Source organism: Lysinibacillus sp. ACHW1.5 (assembly GCF_022014815.1).
GTDB classification, from domain to species: Bacteria; Bacillota; Bacilli; order Bacillales_A; family Planococcaceae; genus Lysinibacillus; species Lysinibacillus capsici.
This window is the reverse complement of the sequence record NZ_CP091777.1, coordinates 1,881,620-1,897,514: the sequence shown is the minus strand read 5'-3', so window position 1 is coordinate 1,897,514 and position 15,895 is coordinate 1,881,620. Positions and strand designations below refer to the sequence as shown.

14 protein-coding genes are annotated in these 15,895 nt (G+C 39.0%); 3 read left to right on the top strand and 11 right to left on the bottom strand.

Going from position 1 to position 15,895, the window contains the following annotated elements; all coding sequences use genetic code 11:
* Positions 1-11 precede the first annotated feature (11 nt).
* From L6W14_RS09110 to L6W14_RS09080, 7 genes are all read right to left on the bottom strand, one after another.
* Positions 12-620: a histidine phosphatase family protein gene (locus tag L6W14_RS09110; RefSeq protein WP_048390631.1), complete on the bottom strand. Its 609-nt coding sequence runs from the start codon at positions 618-620 to the stop codon at positions 12-14.
* Positions 617-1,711 (bottom strand): pyridoxal phosphate-dependent aminotransferase, encoded by a 1,095-nt coding sequence (locus tag L6W14_RS09105; protein ID WP_237900508.1) that lies wholly within the window; start codon positions 1,709-1,711, stop codon positions 617-619. The genes L6W14_RS09110 and L6W14_RS09105 overlap by 4 nt, the downstream gene beginning before the upstream one ends.
* A complete protein-coding gene (cbiB, locus tag L6W14_RS09100) occupies positions 1,698-2,654 on the bottom strand; it encodes an adenosylcobinamide-phosphate synthase CbiB (protein ID WP_237900506.1) in 957 nt (318 codons plus the stop codon). The genes L6W14_RS09105 and cbiB overlap by 14 nt, the downstream gene beginning before the upstream one ends.
* Complete coding sequence (locus L6W14_RS09095; RefSeq protein WP_237900504.1) at positions 2,651-3,334, bottom strand: adenosylcobinamide amidohydrolase; 684 nt, start codon at positions 3,332-3,334, stop codon at positions 2,651-2,653. Before L6W14_RS09095 ends, cbiB begins: the two co-directional genes overlap by 4 nt.
* 204 nt (positions 3,335-3,538) lie before the next feature.
* The gene (locus L6W14_RS09090) at positions 3,539-3,724 is read right to left on the bottom strand and encodes a hypothetical protein (protein ID WP_131519919.1); all 186 of its coding nucleotides are present in this window, start codon (positions 3,722-3,724) and stop codon (positions 3,539-3,541) included.
* Positions 3,725-3,828: 104 nt separating this feature from the next.
* Positions 3,829-5,187 carry an aspartate kinase gene (locus tag L6W14_RS09085; protein WP_048390622.1) on the bottom strand — a complete coding sequence of 453 codons (1,359 nt, stop codon included), beginning with the start codon at positions 5,185-5,187 and terminating at the stop codon, positions 3,829-3,831.
* A 512-nt stretch (positions 5,188-5,699) separates the two neighbouring features.
* Positions 5,700-6,452 carry a glucose 1-dehydrogenase gene (locus L6W14_RS09080; protein ID WP_237900502.1) on the bottom strand — a complete coding sequence of 251 codons (753 nt, stop codon included), beginning with the start codon at positions 6,450-6,452 and terminating at the stop codon, positions 5,700-5,702.
* Positions 6,453-6,654: 202 nt separating this feature from the next.
* Here L6W14_RS09080 and L6W14_RS09075 point away from each other — a divergent pair, with 202 nt between their 5' ends.
* On the top strand, positions 6,655-7,266 hold the full coding sequence (locus tag L6W14_RS09075) for a TetR/AcrR family transcriptional regulator (protein ID WP_237900500.1): 612 nt from the start codon (positions 6,655-6,657) through the stop codon (positions 7,264-7,266).
* A gap of 84 nt (positions 7,267-7,350) precedes the next feature.
* On the opposite strand, the gene L6W14_RS09070 is transcribed toward L6W14_RS09075, so the two are convergent.
* Together L6W14_RS09070 and topB are read right to left on the bottom strand one after the other, a co-directional pair.
* Positions 7,351-8,196 (bottom strand): nucleotidyltransferase, encoded by an 846-nt coding sequence (locus L6W14_RS09070; protein WP_237900498.1) that lies wholly within the window; start codon positions 8,194-8,196, stop codon positions 7,351-7,353.
* 107 nt (positions 8,197-8,303) lie between these two features.
* Complete coding sequence (gene topB, locus L6W14_RS09065) at positions 8,304-10,433, bottom strand: type IA DNA topoisomerase (RefSeq protein WP_237900496.1); 2,130 nt, start codon at positions 10,431-10,433, stop codon at positions 8,304-8,306.
* A gap of 1,235 nt (positions 10,434-11,668) precedes the next feature.
* On the opposite strand from topB, the gene L6W14_RS09060 reads away from it, so the two are divergent.
* Both L6W14_RS09060 and L6W14_RS09055 read left to right on the top strand, forming a co-directional pair.
* Entirely contained in the window at positions 11,669-12,244 is a 576-nt protein-coding gene (locus L6W14_RS09060; RefSeq protein WP_237900494.1) for a sigma-70 family RNA polymerase sigma factor, read from the top strand.
* Positions 12,234-13,283 carry a hypothetical protein gene (locus L6W14_RS09055; protein WP_237900492.1) on the top strand — a complete coding sequence of 350 codons (1,050 nt, stop codon included), beginning with the start codon at positions 12,234-12,236 and terminating at the stop codon, positions 13,281-13,283. Before L6W14_RS09060 ends, L6W14_RS09055 begins: the two co-directional genes overlap by 11 nt.
* 415 nt (positions 13,284-13,698) lie before the next feature.
* On the opposite strand, the gene L6W14_RS09050 is transcribed toward L6W14_RS09055, so the two are convergent.
* Both L6W14_RS09050 and L6W14_RS09045 read right to left on the bottom strand, forming a co-directional pair.
* Entirely contained in the window at positions 13,699-14,382 is a 684-nt protein-coding gene (locus L6W14_RS09050) for a hypothetical protein (protein ID WP_237900490.1), read from the bottom strand.
* A gap of 210 nt (positions 14,383-14,592) precedes the next feature.
* Entirely contained in the window at positions 14,593-15,693 is a 1,101-nt protein-coding gene (locus L6W14_RS09045; RefSeq protein ID WP_237900488.1) for an alpha/beta hydrolase, read from the bottom strand.
* Positions 15,694-15,895 lie beyond the last annotated feature (202 nt).

Genomic DNA, 15,895 nt, shown 5'->3' with positions numbered 1-15,895 from the left:
TAGGACACCTCCTATTGTAAATGATGTAGATTACCAATATCCTTCACAAGCCATTGTTGACCTTGCCGTTCAATCACTGTCACACTTGTCCCATGAATGTATGGGGCTGCCCACAGCTCACTAATGCTGCGCTGTAAAATAGCATTGATAATGCATTTAATCGTTACAGCGTGGGAGACAATGAGGATCGTTTCATTGTGATGTTGGGCTGCTATTTTTTTTAATGTAAACATCGCTCTTTCTGTTACAGCTCCAAAGCTTTCTGTATGACTCGCCACAAACTGCGCAGGGTAGTTCGTATATAGCTCATAATCAAGCTTATGTGTCGCCAGTATATCGTCGATTGTCTGCCCCTGCCATTTCCCTAAATAGATCTCCCGTAAATCATCTTCATAGGCAATAGGCAGCTTGCGATTGGCCATCAAAATAGCCATCGTCTCTCTTGCACGACCACTTGAACTACAATAAGCAGCGGTAAAAGGAATCTGTTGCAGTTGCTTGTGAAGTTTTTCAGCCGCTGCTCTACCGTTTTCCGTTAATGGAGAATCCAGCCACCCCTGTAGTCGATGCTCCTGATTCCATTGTGTTTCCCCATGTCTTACTAGATAAAAAGTTGTCACTTTTCTCTCCCCTTATTTAGGTTAAACCACGTTTGTAGACAATTATGTAAAGATGTCATGGCTGCAATGTCTTTTATGCCAATACGGAACCACTCACCCTGCATACCTTGAAAGTTTTTTGTGTGACGCAGCACAACACCCTGTGCAAGACAATAGCTGAAAAAGGCGTCCGCTTGCTGTGTTTTCGGTAAGGAGAAGCATACATAATTCGTCACACTATTCGTTACTTGGCAGCCATTGTCCTGTAAGTAACGATGCAGCCATTCCCTTTGCGCAGCGGCATAGGTAATTGCCTGCTGACAATAGTGCTGCTCGTCTAAACAGCTTGCCCCAATTACAAGCGCAAAGGCATTTAAATTCCAATGCGGTAGCATTTCTTTTAAGGCGCCCACAATTGTAGCATGCGCAACCAAATACCCAAGTCGTAAACCTGGGATCGCATACATTTTAGTCATCGAACGAACGACAATTACATGTGGGTTTTGGGCACTAAACTGAATCAGCGAATGCGCCTCATCTACCCAATCCATAAATGCCTCATCGATAACAAGCTCACAGTTAACGATTGCTCCGTGTGCGATTAAGGCGAGTAAATTTTCCTTATTTGGCAGTACGCCAGTCGGATTATTAGGCGTGCAAAGATAAACAGCATCTGCCGTCATCATTTCCTGCTGTAGCTGCTCTAATGGCAATGTGTAATTAATAAAATCCGTCACGACAATAGGAACAATCGTAGCACCTGCAGCACGCAATGTTCGCTCATATTCTGAAAAAGTTGGATGCACAATGATGACACGCTTATTGGCATAGCGTCTTGCTAGTACACTAAAAAGCTCTGAAGCCCCATTGCCTAGTAAAATCGTATTCTTTTCTACCTGATGAAAAGCTGCGACCTTCGTTAAAAAAGGCTCCCCATCTGGATCTGGATAGCGTTGAATTAGTGGATAAAAAGTACGCCAACGTGCCTCCACAAAGGCTGGTGGTCCTGCCGCATTGACATTTTCGCTGAAATCATATACCACCTCAGGCATCGTTAAGCCTAATTGCTGATAAACATTTTGCGGATTTGCTCCGTGATTAGGTAACCGCATAAATTAACACCTCCACTGCTAACATAACAAGCGCAAACAGTACTGTGGCAATACGCATATGAATAATGGACGTTGCAATATGCTCTTTCGTTAATGGCACTATTTTTTCTCCCATAATTGCTCGATGAGAGACAACGCCCTGATACGTATTTTTTCCCCCTAGCTGTACACCAAGCTGCACTGCAGTCGCTGCCTCTAAATAGCCACTATTTGGACTAGGATGCTTCTTAGCGTCCTGTACCCAACGCTTTAAGCGCTTGCCAAGCGAACGATCTGTTTCATTTTTCGTACCAAGCACGATCAGTAAGCCTGTAATGCGACTTGGAATAAAATTCAGGACATCATCAAGCTTGGCTGAAAACATACCAAAGTCTTTATATTTTTCATTTTTATAGCCCACCATCGAATCCAAGGTATTGACAGCCTTATAGCCCCATAAACCAATTGCCCCAAATAAAAAGGCATAAAAGAGTGGAGCTGTCACACCATCACTTGTATTCTCAGAAACCGTTTCTACCACACCACGCACAATTTCATCCTCACCTAGCTTATCGGTATCACGTCCGACAATCCAAGACAGCTTAACACGTGCTTCGGCAAAATCCCCTTTGACAAGCGGCACATAGACAGCCATCGCCGCTTCCTTCAAGCTACGCTGTGCCAGTCCGATACCAATCAGCAGACCCTCTACAAGGATGCCAAAAATGATACTCACCTGATAGCTTAGTAATAGAATTAGCGTCACCACAAACATGGTCGTGCCAACAACAGCAAGTGCCATCACTGTCCCACGTAGCTTGCGCCATTTGCCCTTATTCCATAAAGCTGTTTGCGATTGAATCAAGTGTCCAATCCAGCGTACAGGATGAGGAAGCTTCGGAGGGTCCCCTACTACTAAATCAAAAATAAGCCCTATGATGCAGGCAATCACAATAGCAATCATTTAGACCTCTCCTCTTTATCTTTTTTGTATTTCCTAACCGCCTCACACATCGTTTCATAAACACCATAGCCAATGACCTTACCAAGCATAGTGATGGGACCTGCATATTGATGGAAGTCCCCTTCTTCTGTCGAGGCAATAAGCAAGCTATCAGTAGATGTACCTGTAGCTAGCGTGCCTGTCGTAGGATCTGTAACACCCTCATCTACTAAAGCCTTGACCTTGGCTTCCGTAGTTGAAATCATTGCCTGAAAAAGTGCCTCATCAGACAGCTTGCCATTGATCAGCACCCAAGTATTGATAGTGCCTGGATGATACTGCTCCTCTCGATAAAAAGCACGGGTAATATCTACCGCATTGCCAAGTCCTGCGGTAATCATAATGACAAGGTGGATTCCCTCATATGTAAAGTCACGAATAGTCGCAAACTTGGCTTGGACAGCCGTCATCATAGCCACTGTATTGTCATGCGGGAAATGCTGTGCCTGCAAAAACTGCAGCAGTTCCTGATGTGGCTGTCGCTCATCATAGGTAATAGGCACCGTTCGATTCATCAGATGCGTATAATGACCAAAGCCTGGGTTATGCATGGCTGAGGATACAACCTTCATGGCTGAAGCTGTTTGAAGGGCAACATAATCGTCAAAAATATGAATGCAATCCTTAGTAAGTATAGGCAATCAATCGCCTCCTCGCGATAAAGTTATGACGGAACATAAAAAAACAAATTCTTACAAAGAAGAATTTGTACGGTCGATTCTTTATTAAAATTTGAACCTTCTGAACATTTGTACAGAATAACAACTTCATAATACTCAAATTATTTATTTTCTTTGAAATTGTATCATAACTTTGGCGATTGTCACAATTCCATTTTCAAAGTGTTATTGCTGCTTTTGTTTGAGATTCTTAAAGCGGATGACAGAGCCGATGATAATAAAGACCCATCCAATGCCTATGTAGACAATTTTCATTGTTTTTGTCGATGACGGTAAAATATCCATAATCGTTAAACAGACAAAAAGTATTCCAATGACCGAAAAAAGCATACCAATTGTTAAATTCTTCACGAATAACCCTCCCAACTATGTACGCCATCGATTTTACCGTATTCTCAGCAAAAAGAAAACACTAATCCAAGCAAGAAACACTTGGATTAGTGACGATTGTGTCATTATGCTTTTGCATGGGCAAAAAACTCTTCATATAACGCTTGTAAAATGCGGTTTTCATATTCCTGAAGGACACCAAACACGAGGCTCACTTCAGAAGAACCTTGATTGATCATTTCAATATTTGCGCCAGTTTTTGAAATCGCTGTGGCAGCACGGGCAGCTAATCCTGTGTTGTGACGCATCCCTTCGCCCACAATCACGATCATGGAAAAACCGTGACGCATTTCTACATACTCTGCATGTAGCTCTTCTTTCACACGACTAAGAATGCGTGCTTCATTTTCTGGTGTTAGTTGATTCGAACGCATGATGACAGAAATATCGTCTAAACCAGATGGTGTGTGTTCATAAGAAATATTTTCATCTTCTAAAATTTGGAGTAGCTTACGTCCAAAGCCTACCTCACGATTCATCAAATATTTAGAGACATATAAAGTTGAAAAGCCACTGTCTGCCGAAATACCTGTAACTGGACGACCTGTTGCAGGACGGCTTGGTACAATACGTGTACCTGGGGCTGATGGATTATTTGTATTTTTTATGTTAACGGGCACCCCAATCTTGTAGACAGGCATTAACGCTTCATCATGGAACACTGAAAAGCCTGCATATGATAATTCGCGCATTTCGCGATACGTAATTTCTTTAATTTCCACTGGATCGTTGACGACTTTCGGATTCGCGGAGAACACACAATCCACATCCGTAAAGTTTTCATACAGCTCCGCTTCAACGGCTGCTGCTAAAATAGAGCCTGTAATATCAGAGCCACCGCGGTCAAATGTTCGCAATACGCCCGCTTTAGTGTAACCGAAGAACCCTGGGAACACAATAATTTCTTTTGTGTCTTTTAAAGGGGCTAAATTAGCATACGCTTCAGGTAATGCAAAGGTTCTTTCTGGTAAATCATTGACCACTAAACCTTCTTTAGGACTGACATAGCGTGCGGGCATACCAATGGCATTAAAGTAAGCGGCAATAAGCTTGGCGTTATTATCTTCACCTGCTGCTTTAATACTATCGATGAATAATTCCACATTGGTTTTGTCACCTTGTACACGTTCACGTAAATCTTCTGCGATTACGTCACAAATGGCATTATCTAGCCCCAAACCATCAGCAATCGCTCTAAAACGATCCACAACAGTTTGCAATTTTTCCTCTGTATTCTCTTGTAGTAACGCTGCATTTGCTAATTGTATTAATAGGTCAGTTACTTTTATATCGTCACCAGAACGTTTCCCTGGTGCTGAAACGGCAACAATCTTACGCGCCGGATTAGATTTTACAATGTTTGCTACTTTTTGTATTTGTTCTGCACTTGCTACAGATGTTCCACCAAATTTACACACGATCATATCTATCAAATCCTAACTTTTTCAAATTAATTGTATTCCTCCACAAAACAATTGACTGTACACAGTGTACAAATTATCGTTTCCTACGTCAATACAATTTAAAAAATTCACGCAATTTTTCGAGAAATATGGACAATTTTCGTACTGTTTGATTTATTATACGGATTTCACATGAAATAGTTAAGGTTTTTGTGAATTTTTTTTCGTGACGTTCACATAATCGTGAAATTTTCGGTTTTGACTTTCTTCTATATAAATGAAGAAAACGCTTACTCCATTTATGATATGCACAAATATCCACTATGTCTGTGCTATTTTTGTATGTATCAAGGATTCCTTCAGCAGGGATTTCTCTTTTATTTATTTGGTTTATCGCTCGTTATCGAGGATTTATTGCTTAATCGCAGGTATGACCGCGTTTATCTTCACTCGATTTGCCGGTATTCACCCTCGTCCATATAAAAAAACTAGGCTCACGTCGAGTGATGCCTAGTTTTGATTTTGCTATTGGATTAAATGGCTGTCCAGCCGCCATCGATTACGAGCTCTGCGCCTGTCATAAAGCGGGATTCGTCTGATGCTAAGAACACTACGCCATAAGCTACATCTTCAGGTTCACCGAAGTATGGTAATTGCGTGTAAGCTTGATAGTATGGCAATGCACCGCCCTCTTCCATCGTAGGCGCTGTCATTGGTGTTACAATAATGCCTGGATGAACAGAATTCACACGAATTTTATCTTTACCATATTCAATCGCAGCCGATTTAGAAAGCACACGAAGCGCTCCTTTTGCTGCTGTATAAGGGCTTGTACCAGCCATTCCCACGATTCCACCGATCGAAGAAATATTGATAATTGAACCACCGCCAGCTTTTTGCATTTCAGGAATCACATATTTCATGCCAATGATACAACCATTCAGGTTAATATCCATAATTTTATTCCATTCAGCCATTTCCATGTTGGCAATTGTTTTAGGTGATGAAACGCCCGCATTGTTGACGAGGATATCCACTTTGCCATATGCCTTTACAGCCTCGGCAATCACTGCTTTCCACTCATCCTCAGAAGTAACATTATGTTGAAGACCAAGAATGTCCCCACCATTTTCTTTAATTTCTTTTACTAAATTATTCAAGGGCTCGATTTGTACATCTGTTGCAATAACCTTTGCGCCTTCTTGTGCAAATAGTTTTGCCTCAGAAGCGCCCATTCCCATTGCTGCTCCTGTAATAATTGCTACTTTCCCATTTAAACGACCCATCATAAATCTCCCTTTCTTCTATATAAATGAACAATTCGTGAACACGTTAACAACTAGTTGTATTATCGACACGGTGTCGTTAATATAATTATAACGCGCAATTGAAAAAGGGCAAACAACACCAAAGCCCATAATGATGCTTTCACAACACTTGCAATCGGACTGTTGTTTAAATAGAAAATTTAATACAAGGAGCTTCAAAATGTCGAAAAAAATGGACCCTCGCGTCATCAGAACACGCCAATTATTAAGAGATGCACTAGTGGCATTAATTGATGAACAAGGCTATGAAAAGATTACGGTACAAGATATTACACAACGGGCTACATTAAACCGTGCCACTTTTTATTTACATTACCGTGATAAATTAGACCTTCTCTATCAAAGCTCAGAAGAAGCCTTGCATGAGCTTGTAAGTAGTATTCACCCACCCTGCGAAGAGAAGAAGGATTTTGATTTATTACCAAATTATGACCAGCCACATGAGACATTTATGCATTTATTTGAACAAATAGCGCTGAATAGTAAACTATACAAGGTCTATCTCACAGAAAAAAATATCCCTTATTTCTCCGATGGCCTTAAAGACATTATTATCAATTTTGTCTCGAGCGGCATTCAAATGATGGAGCCTGACGACCAAAAGCTGACCGTGCCGCGCGAAATGGCCGTCCGTTTTTATGCAGCCGCCTTTCTTGAAGTAATCGTCTGGTGGTTAGAAAATGATATGCCCTATACCCCCAAATTTATGGCGACCCAGTTAATGCGTATTACCATTAAAGGCCCTTATATTGACAACCCTTTTGAAAGATAAAGCAGAACACCAAATTTCAATTAACAACAAAAACAAAAGGTAATCACAACGCATATGTGATTACCTTTCTCTATTTGTCTCGAGTTATACGATTTTCATGTTTAATTCTCTAGTAGGGTTATAGAATTGTAACCATTTCTCCGCTTCACTGACCATCCACGTTCCAAATTCATTTAAAAACAATAACAAAACGTTCGTATCGATTATGGGGGTTATTGCATATTCAAGTGCCCTTCTCATGTCGCTTTCCTTGTCAGGGTAATATTCTGAGAACCGTTTATAGGAGGGGTATAAATCCCTTGTATAGGTGTTTTCCTTCGTTATGACAAGTGCAAGCCCTGCTCTTACTATAATTTTCATAATCCACTTACAACAATCTTTAATATCCTCTCTATCCGAATTATCTTGAAGATCATCACAGGCATTTTTTATTTGCCCCTGCAATTGGATAAGGTGGTCATTCGCTAAAGCCTCGTTCGCTTTATATCTTGGTAATCGAGGTATTAAATCCTCTCCAAACACACATATACTATGGGTTTGGAGGATGAAACTAATGATTGAAAAAGATGTCGTATTTAAAATATCTTCTTTGCCGAATACACTTAGCTCAATCCCATCTACACAATGATGGTTTTGAGTTAACGCTTGCTCTACATCTTTTATCCGCTTTACCTGCTGTTTTTTAGGATTTTGCTTCGTGACCGCTATTGTGTCTAAGTCAGCTACTCCTTCAATACCTATACCCTTTGGAATCGATCCCCTTATATAAATGCTATGTAAGTCATCTTGGAGAAGGGTGCGATAGGTATGAACCACATCGTTGATGACAGCAAGAAAAATAGGGTTGATTTTATTCCAATCTGCATGATTAATTATGTATCCATCACTATCCGTCAGACATAAGCTGCCAATTTCTTTTATAGTCGTCATTACATCGCTCCTTTTAGGTGACTGATTTACTTAAAAATAGGATAGCATGTCCTATACAAACACACTATCCTACTTTCATGTTGGAAGTCCTTTGAAACTAACAGCATTTACTTTTCTTTAAATTCAAATTCAATTTTTCCTTCTACCAAACGTAGGGCTGCATTAAATTGTTTGCCATTCTTTGATTTAAAGCCTTTCATCATAGCAGTTTTCCCACTCTTACATAAATCATGGATGTTTTTTTCCGTTAGTTTTTTTCCTAATAGCCTTTGTGGGAACGTTTGCTTACAACCATTTTTATAATTCGAACAACCATAAAAGGTTTTACGCAAGCCTATTTTCCCTTCCTTGCATGCTGGACACATGGCAATATCTTTTACCACGGCTGGTTTAAACTGCTCTGCTTCAATTGTCAGTGCCTCTAACTGTTTAGGCACCTCTGCTATTAATTGATGAATAAACTTGCCTATGCTTTCGATAAAATGTTTGGCAGAGCCTTCCCCATGGCCAATTTTATGTAAGTAAATTTCCCATTTGGCCGTCATAGAAGGACTTGACAGTAATGTTCCTTCAATTGCCTGACATAAAAGCTGTCCTTTCGGTGTAATGCTCACGATATTTTTTCGTACTTCAATAAATCCATGCTTCTTAATCGTCTCAATAATGCCACTCCGAGTTGCTTCCGTCCCAATCCCTTCAATCGATTGCAGCACCTCGATTTCCTCTTCATCCTCAACCGATTTACCACAGGTTTTCATCATCGTAATGAGTTGACCTTCTGTATAGGGCTTCGGAGGTGTTGTCGTGCCTTCTACAATAGCAATCTTACTTTGTACCAGCTCATCTTGGAAGACAACAGGTAAAGACTCCTCACGCGCCTGCACCTCTGTCTCATTTGAAAATAATTCTTTCCAGCCTTTGACAAGCTCTGTTTTCCCTACTGTTTTAAACTCTACATTTTTGACATTCGTGATAATCGTTTTTTCATCGTATTCATAATCCTGATGAAACATAGCGAGTGTCGTATTGAGGATTTCAAAATAAATATTTCGTTCATCAGCATTCATGGATTGCAACGCTTTGGCCGTCGGTATTTTTTTCGTTGGAATAATCGCATAGTGCTCTCCAACATTGGCACTGTCGACATAGCGCTTGTTCTTCCCTCTATTGATTGGCTGAAATGCTTTTCCCACGAGCTGCTGATAGTTTCCTAAGGATTCATTTAAATAAGCAAACTCATTATGCGTAATGAGCTGTGAATCGGTACGTGGGTAAGAAACGAGCTTTTTCTCATAAAGTGATTGCGTAAGTTTCAACACATGTGATGGACTGTATTTCCAACGTTTATTGGCAGCCGCTTGTAAAGTTGATAGCGCATGTAGTTTAGGTGGTGCCATCCGCTTCGTTTTGTTCGTGACACTTGTAATGAGACCTGTATCATTCGGTTCAATCCCATGCTGTTGCAATAACTGCACTGCCTCAGCCCGCTCTTTTGTCTTTAGCTTCGCCTTCCCTTTATAAACACCATGTTGAGCTTTAAAAACCCCTTCGATTTCATAAAATTTTTCAGGCTTGAACTGTTCAATTTCCTGCTGTCTTTTATAAATTAAATAGACGGTTGGCGATTGTACTCGTCCGATGGAGATACTGCCCTTGAAGCCCTTTTTCTGCAACAGTAGCGTATAGAGGCGACTACAGTTCATACCTACTAACCAATCGCTAATTTGACGCGTTTTGGCTTCTTGGTACATAAGCAAATCCCGCTCATTACCTTGCATATGATTAAAACCTTTTCGGATTTCCTCTACTTCTAATGAATTGATCCATAATCGTTTAACGGGCTTATTTACTTTTGTCATTTTCAAAAGTGAGTAGAAGATATTTGAACCCTCACGTTCACTATCACAGCAGTTATAAATCATTGTTACTTGGGGATCACTAAAGATTTTTTTGACTGCATTGAATTGTGGATACATTTTAGAGACCACTTTATCTTCAAATTTTTGCGGAATGATCGGTAGTGAAGCAAGCGACCACTTCTCCCATTCCTTTTGATATTCTTTCGGCTCCTTTAATTCAACAAGATGACCAACTGCCCAGGTAATAACTGCACCATGAGGAAAAGTAGCACAAGGTTCCAGTTCAATAAAGGTTTTCTCTTTTTGCTTCACTTTAAAGGCGTCTGCATATGCTCTTGCTTGAGATGGTTTCTCTGCTAATATAGCAATTTTCCCCATTAATCATCACATCTTCTTTACAATATTTTAGTAGCTTTTCTATAAAAACATAAAACTCAACTAATCAGATTAGTTGAGTTGATGGTGAAATACCTTACTACTATTTTACTTTAAACCATATAAAATAGCACTTACTAAAATCTATGTACAAGGAACTCCCTTTAAATATATTAAATCTCTAGTCGCAAGCCAATCGATTTTGTATTCTATTTTCCCTTTAGATTCCTTTGTTGAGATTTGTCTACTTATTGCTACAGTAAATATAAGATGTTGCTTTAAAATAAAGTTTGAACAAAAATACCTCCCCACCCCTTATTTTACAAACTAATCATACCTTCATGAATATAGCTAATATTCCGAGCCATTTCACTAGTAATCTCCAAATCAGTTGCAATGCCCAATCAATTTGCCTTCGCTCGTAATAAACTCGTTCAATCTCAAACTTTTCAATAACTCGTTGTTATAGTAACAATCGTTGTCTTTACAACTGGCTCGTTTGTTTTAGAGTCTGGAGGATGTTTTAGACCTAATTCATCAGCAATGACAATTGTTTCTTCCAACGGCAATAAAGGAGATTGTTCTGGATTACCAACAATAAAAACAGAATATTCAAAATAAACAAAAGATAAATTTTATTATTTCAATGCAAGATTTTTTCATACAAGGATATTCAACACCCTAAAAAATAGTGATAGTTTCGAACTCTAATTAATCTAAAAGGAACTTTCTTGTTTTCAGGAAAGCGACCGATTGTGGAAGATCATTATTGACTAAAGCCCCTATTAGTTCAAGAATCAATATTAGGAAATTTATTTACTTCAAACAAGAAAAAGCCAGTAAAATCGGAATTCCTTGTCTTCTAATAAATTCTTCTTCCCTACTAAAATGTTCACGCTTTGGTGTACCTTCACGTAAATCTAGAACTGAAAAACCAGCTTGTTAAATGCTATTAAAATAATATTCGATTGTACGATGATAATTCACCACTATTTGGCCAATCCAAGCTCTTTTCTTTCCCACTCACAGAAATAGTCATCGATGATCCAATTATCACGTTTATCCCCTGATTGCTTATTAGCAAATGAACCACGGCTGGTATAGAGTCGTTGTACTCCTGATTGTCTTCCTGATTGATGGCCGCCGACACTCAGCTGTTTGCAAAAAAACAAAGAACCGAACCTTTTTTTGATAAAGAGACAATATAGTGTGTAAGCTTACTTAGGAGGATCCTCTGAATGCAAAATGAATATATGTACCAATTACTCCAAAAAATGAAGGAAGGTGATCAACAGGCGTTTCGTACGATGTATGATGCCACCTATCAGGACGTCTACCGGACAGTCTCCTTTCTGGTGGACCATCAGCAGGATCGGGAAGATGTCATGAATGAGATATATATGCAAATGTGGACCTCACTTGCTAACTATGATACGAACAGACCTTTCCACTTCTGGCTAAACGGCTTGGTAATCCGTCAAGTGCAGAGATTTCGGGTCAAGAGCTGGCGGAGATTCCGAATTTTTGAACGCATCCGTGCCTTTTCTCAGGAAGAGCCTCATTGGGATCGACCTTCTGTGTTGATGGATGGGACGAAGCAAATGATAACACAGGCAATCCAAAAACTGACCGATAAACAACGATCGGTGATTGTCCTCCGCTTTTTTCACGACTATAAACTTGAGGAAATAGCGACATTGCTCGAAATTCCTCTGGGTACAGTCAAGTCCAGGTATCATGCTGGTCTTCAGGTGCTTCGAAAAAACTTAAGTAATCTCCCCCCAGAAAGGATGGAAGAAATCAATGCCAATTGAACGTAAAATCCGTGAATATCTGCACAAAGAGGCAGAAACTATGGAATGCCCTCCAGCCATTTCCAAACGAATAGAACAATCCTATTCTCAATATTTCCAACGAAAAAGGAGCGAAATAAATATGAAAAAACGATTAATGAGTGGATTAGTTGCTACTGCGATTTTGATTCCAACCGCAGCATTTGCGGCCCCTAACCTGATTGAAATGCTTACTAGAACACCAATGACTGTTGAACAAGTCAAGGTGGATGAGGATGGCAAAGCAACACTAGAGAAGCTGTATAACGCATTTCCCGAAACAAAATCATTTGAGATTATCAATGCAAGCAAGGTTCAAGGTGTCCAAACAAGCATCATACTGCAGGAAAAAGGAGGAATTGGCAAAAAGATTTCCCTTCATACAAATGGTATTACAGGTGCGATTGAACACGTGAATCAGGAGAATTGGGAGCCAAAGGAGAAACCACTCACTGCCTTAACCGATCAGGAAATCAGGTCGAAGGTAGATGATCTAATTGATAAAATGTTTGGCAACATCGAAGAGTACGAGTTTGCTATGGAGCAAATGGAGAACCCGGATCAAAAAACGTTTATGTTGAATTACACCAAAAAGGGATCAAAAACACCTTTCTACCAGGTATTTGTTCAAGACAATACAATCAGTGTTTCTCTAATCGGAGGTGAGACTACACCTTTAAACAATAAAGTAGAAGGTTTTTTCTCTACAAATGGTAAGCCTGATTATACTGCTGATTCCTTTTTAAACGATGAAAAACTGTTTTCTTTACTAAAAATTAGCCCAACAGAATTAAAAAAAGAATTAGCAAAAGGTAAATCTGTTGTCGAGATTGCAGCATCTAAAAATGTCTCTAAACAACAAGTGATTGATGTGATTGCAAATACACAGGCTGAAGGACAAATTCAAGGTGAAAATAATGATGATGTTCCTAAAAGCAATCGTTCAAGTGAACAAATGTTAAAAGCTGTTGAACCGAAAGTAGTACAAGTTATTGAACATAAAACTGAAACACCATGGTAGAAATAACAAATCCTAGGCGGATGGGGTTGCAGAATATCGCTTGAGTACATCTAATTCAATGGTTGCTTCTTAAATATGAATTTGAATGGTGGCATGAGGTGCTTTTAATCAAACTTTATGACAAACCTGTACTTAAACAAATTGGCCAATAGTACAACTAGGGTTTAAAAAATAATCAAACTTTTTTATATAAAATTTAATCTGCTACATTAAATAAGAGCATGTTTTGATCAATCTTTTTTCAAAACATGCTCTTTAGATCTACTCTCATATCAAAGTTGATATCCATTCATTTAATCAAACTTTATGACAAACCTACAATTGTATTTTATTCAATTAAATGGCCCTTTAATGAAAACGAGCGCTGATCTTTGCTACAGAATCGCACTCAATTGTTGAATAACTTAGGGAAAAATTATTTCTCTTCCTTGTCGGTCCATAAAACTTTGTATATAAATGCTAGCTCAGCTTCTTCAATACCCTGTGGCAGTTCCCCAGTTGTGCCACCGCCAGAACGCAGTTCGTTTTTAGTAGTACCTAGCCATGCTGTTAAATAAATAGGTTTATTTTTTTCTAAAGTCATTTTTCTATCGATTAGCAAACCAAAAGATGATGTAGTCATGTTATTTGAATAAAACGTTGTAGCAAGCCCAGAAGGTATTCCATTTAAAAGTTTTAAAGAATGATCTTCGTCTCTATTGTCAATAATTCCAAAAGAAATAAGGCTGTCATTATATTTTGTTTCGAGTTCACCCCAAGTCTTTAGTAACTCCTCTTTAAACTTACCGTTTTCAAAAACTTCCACCGAAAATTGTAAATCATCATCTTCTTTCAAAGTGCCATTCAACTTGAAAAATTTAATTTGCTCTACACCTGTTTTACTAATTAATAAGGTTTCCTTTTCACTCATGTTGTAGGACTCAATAGTTAATTTCGAATTTGATGGAGATTTTTCTGTTTCTACTCCTACACATCCTGTTAACAACAATGTAATAACTATAAACAAGTAGTAGCTTTTAAAATAACGCATATTAGCTCCCCCTATTGATGAATGTTTCATTAAATTATTTCTAATTTTATCCATTTTCGCAATACTCATTACTCCAATAATAGCCCTTTAATGAAAATGAGCGTTGATCCTTATTACGGAAAATACTAGAAAAATAAAAACTAATAGTCAAAAGAGACGTAAAAAAGCACCCTTTAAGGCTGCTTTGAACCCTTTTTTGTCATTCCTATTTCTCTTCATTTTTACTTTAAACCATATAAAATAGCACTTACTAAAATCTTTGACCACTTTTATAGCTAATTATAAAGAATCAAAAATTTTCTTTACCCATTCAAGATACGCTTGCATATAGTATTCCTGCTTAAAGCCATGATTCTGGTCCTCTGCTACTATCACAGTCACATCCGCGTCTGCGTTTCGTGCAGATTGGATATATTCCTGTGGACCTTTTACCCCGATTGCTAAATCCTTTGTCCCATAAGCTATAAACTGAGGTATATGAGCTGTTCTGAAATGCGTAGATAAATCTGTCTGCTGCAAGAGCTCTTCACGTTTTTCTGGATTTCTGACAGCTTCATCATTAAAAGAAGCAAAGAGCATGGGCACATTATAGCGATACGTCAATGCAGGGTAAATCATAGCAGCGGATGCCACTTGATCATCAACAGCATCAATGGCATCAAGCTGATAACTAGCAGGAAACAGATTTTCTCCCTGAATAAGGTTAATAAAGCTACCCGTTTGATAGCCTCCAGCACTAAAACCTATTAAACCAATTCGATCTGGATGGAGACCATAATCATTGGCATGGTAACGTAGATAACGGACCGCACGCTGAACATCTAGCTGTGGAATAGGCCACTCATAGGGATTGGAACGATAGTGGAGAACGAATGCATTAATACCTGCTTTATTTAATGATGCAGCTACTTCCTTTCCTTCTGCTGTTCCTCCATCCATTTCCTTAAAGCCATAACCACCACCTGGCATAATAATGACGGCACTGTCACTGTTCGCTACCGTATAAGGAATCAGATAGGGCTCATCTTCATAGGTTGATTTTTCATAGCCCCCTTCAATTTCATGGATATAGGTAAAGGTATCAATGACCGCTTCATTGTCTTTATAGTCTTCTCCCACAATGCCAGTGGAAAATTTGAATGTCGCCAAAAGTCTGTTAGGATTGCCCTTAATATTCATATCGTCTAGCTTACTTTCTGAATGATTACCTGCCACTTCTTCTCCCCAAATCTCCACCTTGTCTTCAATATCCGCAACTGGCTTGCCTGGTTTATTTCCTAAGGGATTAATCACAAGAATAGCGTATCCAATCCCCATAAACAAGGTCAGTATAACTAGAAGGATTCCTGCTATCTTGGCTATCTTCTTCGCTACCCTCATCATCATAACCTCCATTAAATTTACTTATGTATCGTTTACTATTTATTATCTCGGGTAAAGGATTATTAACCTTTAGCTCATTCTTTAGCAAATAATGATTGAAGATCTTGTATAGCATCAATACAAGGTTATATTCTTCCATTTTCTAAAGGATTAAAGCGACCCTTTAGAGGAAGCATGATGCATTCCTTACTAAAGAAAT

Excerpts from the sequence above, each read along its gene's own strand:
- L6W14_RS09080 (WP_237900502.1), bottom strand. The coding sequence starts at position 6,452 with ATGGGTCGTTTAAATGGGAAAGTAGCAATTATTACAGGAGCAGCAATG.
- L6W14_RS09055 (WP_237900492.1), top strand. The coding sequence starts at position 12,234 with ATGCCAATTGAACGTAAAATCCGTGAATATCTGCACAAAGAGGCAGAA.
- L6W14_RS09050 (WP_237900490.1), bottom strand. The coding sequence starts at position 14,382 with ATGAGTATTGCGAAAATGGATAAAATTAGAAATAATTTAATGAAACAT.
- topB (WP_237900496.1), bottom strand. The coding sequence starts at position 10,433 with ATGGGGAAAATTGCTATATTAGCAGAGAAACCATCTCAAGCAAGAGCA.
- cbiB (WP_237900506.1), bottom strand. The coding sequence starts at position 2,654 with ATGATTGCTATTGTGATTGCCTGCATCATAGGGCTTATTTTTGATTTA.
- L6W14_RS09045 (WP_237900488.1), bottom strand. The coding sequence starts at position 15,693 with ATGAGGGTAGCGAAGAAGATAGCCAAGATAGCAGGAATCCTTCTAGTT.
- L6W14_RS09075 (WP_237900500.1), top strand. The coding sequence starts at position 6,655 with ATGTCGAAAAAAATGGACCCTCGCGTCATCAGAACACGCCAATTATTA.
- L6W14_RS09070 (WP_237900498.1), bottom strand. The coding sequence starts at position 8,196 with ATGACGACTATAAAAGAAATTGGCAGCTTATGTCTGACGGATAGTGAT.
- L6W14_RS09105 (WP_237900508.1), bottom strand. The coding sequence starts at position 1,711 with ATGCGGTTACCTAATCACGGAGCAAATCCGCAAAATGTTTATCAGCAA.
- L6W14_RS09085 (WP_048390622.1), bottom strand. The coding sequence starts at position 5,187 with ATGATCGTGTGTAAATTTGGTGGAACATCTGTAGCAAGTGCAGAACAA.
- L6W14_RS09060 (WP_237900494.1), top strand. The coding sequence starts at position 11,669 with ATGCAAAATGAATATATGTACCAATTACTCCAAAAAATGAAGGAAGGT.